The organism is Cohnella luojiensis, assembly GCF_004564235.1.
GTDB classification, from domain to species: domain Bacteria; phylum Bacillota; class Bacilli; order Paenibacillales; family Paenibacillaceae; genus Cohnella; species Cohnella luojiensis.
The window spans coordinates 1-1,509 of sequence record NZ_SOMN01000090.1 but is presented as its reverse complement, the minus strand read 5'-3'; the positions used below and the strand labels follow the sequence as shown (position 1 = coordinate 1,509).

1 protein-coding gene is annotated in these 1,509 nt (G+C 39.7%); it reads left to right on the top strand.

Going from position 1 to position 1,509, the window contains the following annotated elements; all coding sequences use genetic code 11:
* The first annotated feature begins 158 nt into the window (after positions 1 to 158).
* Positions 159 to 626 (top strand): hypothetical protein, encoded by a 468-nt coding sequence (locus E2980_RS23835; RefSeq protein ID WP_135154702.1) that lies wholly within the window; start codon positions 159 to 161, stop codon positions 624 to 626.
* Positions 627 to 1,509: the final 883 nt, after the last annotated feature.

The window sequence follows — 1,509 nt, the reverse complement described above, 5'->3', positions numbered from 1 at the left end:
GATTGATGTATATTCAGTAGCGGGGAAGCATAATCAGCCGGACACATCCGCACCGACTAACCGCATCGCGGCCGGCTCCTGACGGAGCCTTAAGTCGGTGGGACGTCGTGAATACGAGAACGTTATAAGAAATTGGCGAAGAGCTATAAGTTCAAGGAATGGAGGCTACTCTTATCATTTTTAAGGTTCGATATGAGAAAATTCTTAAGGGGCAAAGTCTAAACATAATAATTTTAGTTTCATCAAGTATTGCAATCTTATATATGCTTTTTTTACTTGTACCTTATGCAGATTCGCAAGGATTCTTTAGCGAGAATGACACACCTAGTTCTTCAGAAATAATAGCATATGTTCCTCGATATCTTCCGGCAGCAATTTGTATCGCTTTTTCTAGTACATTTATTAGCAAGTCTACCTTTTTACAAAGTCTTAATTATCCATTATTAATTGCAAATATTTTTATTGGAATTTGTCTTGGATTAATAATAATAGGCGGTGCGATTTTGTGGTTGATGATACCCGCAAGTTTGATTCCGATAATTGCAATACCAATTAGTTTTATTTGGGGATTAAGAAAAGATATTCAATTTCTAAAAAAGTACAAGAATATTCAAGATCATATGTAAGAATATTCAATGAGGCCGCCAACTTCTTATAACACTATATTCACGCTTCGGGCCATTCGGCCCTCGGTCCGGCCGGAGATAGATGTGATTCGAAGAGGCATTTCAGCAGCAGAGAAGCGAATTCAGCCGGACACACCCGCACCACCTAACCGCATCGCGGCCGTCCCTTCGGGACTTAAGGTGGTAGGGCGTCGTGAATACATTAACGTTATGCGTAATTCCCGAGAGCATAAATCAAGACTGGTTAGGGGCGTGTCCGCTTTAACGTAAACCAAGATTATCATTAATCATTAATATCTAAGAGCGTCATAAAGCCAAAAGATCATTAAGGTCTAAGATTTAAAGGTATCATAAAAACGAAGAGCATCATAAACAGAGAGCATCATAAACAGAAAGCATCATAAACAGAAAGCATCATAAACCAAGAGCATCATAAGAACCAAAGGCATCATAAGAACCAAAGGCATCATAAGAACCAAAGGCATCATAAGAACCAAAGAGCATCATAAGAACCAAAGACCATAAATCAAGAGCGTAATAATAATAATCAATAGACCTTTGTAGGACAGTCGCTTCGCTTTAGTTATGAGCTGAATGTATTTCACGAGGTCGGGAACAACGCATAACACCATATTCGCGCTGCGGGCCATGCGGCCCTTGATCTGCCAGGAGTATTTTCGAGGAAGTGAATTCAGGCAGATACATCCATTCCCCTAAGATAAGAGCTATCTAAGGGGAATGGACGTCGCGAATACAAGAACGTTATATGAAATCGGCTAAGAGCTCCCCAAAAAAATAAGAAAGAATGTGTGACATGAATTCCTATCTATATGGTCAAATAATTCCAGGTAGAAGTGTTGGGGAATATCATCTTGGGATTAAG